This is a genomic window from Moraxella caviae, assembly GCF_002014985.1.
Lineage (GTDB): Bacteria > Pseudomonadota > Gammaproteobacteria > Pseudomonadales > Moraxellaceae > Moraxella > Moraxella caviae.
Map to the genome: position 1 here is coordinate 1 of NZ_MUXU01000105.1, position 4054 is coordinate 4054.

General features: G+C 51.5%; 2 protein-coding genes. Both read left to right on the forward strand.

What is annotated here, in order from left to right; translation table 11 throughout:
• Nucleotides 1-62: 62 nt before the first annotated feature.
• Nucleotides 63-2048: a thiol reductant ABC exporter subunit CydD gene (gene cydD / locus B0181_RS11660; protein WP_078277655.1), complete on the forward strand. Its 1986-nt coding sequence runs from the start codon at nt 63-65 to the stop codon at nt 2046-2048.
• On the forward strand, nt 2045-3823 hold the full coding sequence (locus tag B0181_RS11665) for an amino acid ABC transporter ATP-binding/permease protein (protein ID WP_078277654.1): 1779 nt from the start codon (nt 2045-2047) through the stop codon (nt 3821-3823). The genes cydD and B0181_RS11665 overlap by 4 nt, the downstream gene beginning before the upstream one ends.
• Nucleotides 3824-4054 lie beyond the last annotated feature (231 nt).

Consider the following 4054-nt stretch of genomic DNA (forward strand, 5'->3'; position numbering starts at 1 on the left):
TCTACGTCAGCCCCTTATTTTTTGCCCTATTTTCGCCTTCGTGGCTCAACTTTTTACGCACCATGACCCAGCATTCCCCACAAAATTCAAACACTCAAACACACAGCACAAGCGCGCACGGCACAAACGCTGCGAGCAATAGTGCAAGCAGCGCGCCAAAAACCAAAAAACGCCGCGCCAAATCACCACAAGACGCACAAGCCAGCCAATTTTTGCGTGAAAGTTTCGCACCTGTGCGCAAATTTGTAATGTTGGCGTGGCTTTTGGACGTGCTAAGCGTGCTGCTGCTTTTGGTGCAGGCGTGGGTGTTGGTGCGCATTTTTGATGGTTGGCTTGGGGCGTTTTTAGATGGGCAAGCCTTGCCTGCGCACGTTGTTGGTACGGGGCTTTTGGCAAATTTGGCGCTGATTTTTGCTGCCATCGTTGGGCGGGCGGTGCTGGGCTTTTGGCGTGATAAGATTTTGACGGATGCAGGGCTTGATGTGGCACAGGCGGTGCGTGGCAAATTGCTGGATAAATTGGCGGTGCTGGGCTTGGCAAGACGTGATTTTGGCGCTGATGGGGCGATTGCTGCACACGTCATTGATGAGCCTGACCATTTGGCAGGGTTTGCCCGTTTTGAAGTGCAAAAAATGACGGCAGTTACCACGCCCATCATTTTGGCGGCAGCCATCGCCACACAAAACACCACGGCGGCTTTGATTTTGCTTGCCACTGCGCCACTGGTGCCGATTTTTATGGCGATTATTGGCATTGCCACAGCCAAAAAAAGCCGCGCGCAAATGGACGCATTGGCACAGCTTGGCGGTAGGTTTTTGGACTGGATTCGTGGGGTGAATACGCTGTCAAGGCTGGGTGCGGTGCAAATCGCCACTGCCGACATTGAACAAAGCAGCGAAGCGTATCGTAAGCGCACGATGGACGTGCTGAAAATCGCCTTTTTAAATGGGGCGGTTTTGGAGTTTTTGTCTGCGCTTGCCATTGCGCTGGTGGCGGTGTATTTGGGTTTTGGCTTGATGGGGATTTTACCGTGGGCGACGTCGCAAGTCATCACCACTTATGCGGCTGCGCTTTTTATCTTACTGCTTGTGCCTGAATTTTATGCGCCGCTGCGCAGACTAGGCGCAGAATACCACATTAAAGGTCAGGCCACTGCCGCTGCCAAGGCGATTGCGCCCATGCTTGCTGCCAACGGCGTGGCGCATGGCAATACGCAAATCACGCTGACGCATTCGCCAAGTATTGCGCTTGAAAATGTGGCGGCATTTGGCGATGATGGGCGTGTGCGTTTATCACAAACTTCATTAAACTTTGGCGCAGGCAAGCGCACGGCACTCATTGGCGAGAGCGGTTCTGGCAAGTCCACGATTTTACAGATTTTGCTGGGTTTTGGTGCGTATCAAGGCGATGTATGGCTGAGTGCGCCTAATTTGGCTAATCTTGCGGCTGGCGAGAAAGGCTTGCGCTATCGTGATGTGGACGTGGCGCATTTACGCACGCAGTTTGGTTATTTGGCGCAAAGTGCGGCACTCTTACCGTTATCCATCGCTGATAATTTGCGCCTTGCCAAGCCGACTGCCAGCGATGATGAGCTGGTGCAAGTACTAAAAGATGTGGCGCTTTATGACGTGATTCGCCTTTTGCCGCAAGGGCTGGATACTAAGCTGAGCGAGCGTGGTGGCGGTTTGTCTGGCGGTCAAGGGCAGCGTTTGGCGATTGCTCAGTTGATGTTACAAGACGCAAAAGTTTGGCTGCTTGACGAGCCGACTGAGCATTTGGACGCACAAACTGCGCAGGCGATTAAAGAGATTTTATGGCGAGTGAGCGCAGGCAAAACCGTGGTGTGGGTAACGCATGATGTGGCAGATTTGGCGCAATTTGACCAAGTGTATCGCTTGCAAAATGGCGTGCTTGACGAAAGTGCGCAAACCGATTTTTCTTCAAACATCGCCACTTTAGATGCTGCTACTTTAAATGCCGATACTTTCAACACTGCCACGTCAAGCGACAACGCAAATTCACAACAGCCAAAGCGGAGCAAGTCATGACAAATAAGACAGACACACAGGTGAAATTATCCGCTGAGTTTGAAGCCAAAGCCAATCAAAGCACGGCAGAATTTTCGCTGCGCCAACTTGTCAGCACGCAAAAATCCTTGTGGTTTTTAGCTTGGGGGCTTGGCGTGGCGACAGCGTTATCTGTGCTTGGGCTGACCATGCTGGCAGGGTGGTTTTTGAGCATGGCGGCAGTGGCAGGCGTGGTGGCGGTGGGCGCACATTTGTTCAATTATATGCTGCCTGCTGGTGTGATTCGCAGTTTTGCCATCGTGCGCACGCTGTCGCGCTATGGTGATTTGCTGGTGTCGCACCAAGCGGTGTTTGGGCTGCTCAAAGATTTGCGTGTGCGTTTTTTTCGCCATTGGGCAGGTTTACCAATCATCAGCCGCCGCACGCTTGGCGTGAGCAGCAGCCAACAAATGCACCGCTTGGTCAAGGATATTGACACGCTGGACGAGCTGCCTTTGCGCTTGATTTCGCCTGTGGTTGTGGCGGCGGTGGCGTTTTTGGCGGTGGCAGGGCTCGTGGTGTATTGGCTGCCGAGTGCACTGTGGGCGATGGTTATTGTGGCGATGGCGTTTGTGATTGCAGCGCTTACCATGCGTGCTGGCGTGCGTGTGGCGGATACGCAGGCAAAGCACGCTGAAGCACGAAAAAGCCGCTTTGTGGACGTATTGCCTGCTTTGACGCAGCTTTTGACGTGGCAACGCTGGGGTGAGCAAACGCAGCACATCAAATCGCTGGATTTATTGCACAGACAAAGTAATGAAAGCGCCCACGCATTGCGTAGAAAGTCGCTATTTATTATGCAAGTGTGCATGGCTCTGGGTGCGGTTTTGCTGCTGTGGGTGGCAGGGAAATTTTTTGAAGGGCGATTTGCTGCAGGTGAGATCAGCGCATTTACACTACAAAACTTAAACGACTATGCAGCGATAAATCCTGCGCTGGTGCTGGCTTTGGTGTTTGGTGTGCTGTCGCTTGGCGAAGTGCTGGCGGCTTTGGTGGCAGAGCCGTTGGCGTTTGGACGTGCCAAGGCTGCCAAATCACGGATTAACGAGCTTTTGACAAGTGCTAATGCGCCAACACCGACAGTAAAAATCACCGATTTATCGGCACAAAATGCTGGCAAATTAACCCTAAATCTTGATAACGTCAGCGTCAAAATTCCGCAGGCGGTGCTGGGCGCAAGTGGTATTCACATGAGTGCTGGCTGCGATAAGCCGACTTTGCTTGTGGGCAAGTCAGGCGCGGGCAAATCCACTTTGCTTGCGACTTTGGCGCAGGAATTGGCGGCAGTTTCTGGGAAAATTACGCTGAATGGCACGGACTATCAAAACGTGGATTTTGGGCGTGAGCTGGGATTTTTGGGTCAAAATGTGGATATTTTTGATCAGACTTTGGCGGATAATTTGCGTCTTGGTAAGCCATCGGCAAGCGATGATGAGCTGTGGGCGGTGCTAGAAAAAGTGAATCTGTACGCTTGGGCAAAAGCGCAGCCAAAAGGACTTGCCACGCCGCTTGGCGAATACGGCATGGCGGTGTCTGGCGGACAGGCGCGGCGCATTGCGCTGGCAAGATTGTTGCTGGATAAAAAGGCGATTTTACTGCTGGACGAGCCGTTTGCTGGGCTGGACACGCACACACGCCAAATCGTGTGGCAGCATTTGTGCACCATGCAGCAATCTGGCGACATTGGTATTTTAATCATCGCCACGCACGCCGTTTGGCAAGAAGCCAGCGATGTGAATGTGGTAGCTGTGGGCTGATTTTGTACGCTTAAGTTTGCCAGTTGGTAAACTAATTCGTTTTAAAAAACCGCTAAGTGGTTGAGCTTGGTGGTTTTTTATTGGCGGCTATAAAGACTTAGATAATGGCAGAAAATAAAAGCGTTGATTTAATGACAGTAAAGAATGATTGAAAGCGCTGGTGAATGGACTAACGGATATTGGCGTTTTAGATATTATTTAACATAATATACATTATGCGAAGTTTAACTA

Coding starts and splice junctions, on each gene's coding strand:
- B0181_RS11665 (WP_078277654.1), top strand. CDS start 2,045: ATGACAAATAAGACAGACACACAGGTGAAATTATCCGCTGAGTTTGAA.
- cydD (WP_078277655.1), top strand. CDS start 63: ATGACCCAGCATTCCCCACAAAATTCAAACACTCAAACACACAGCACA.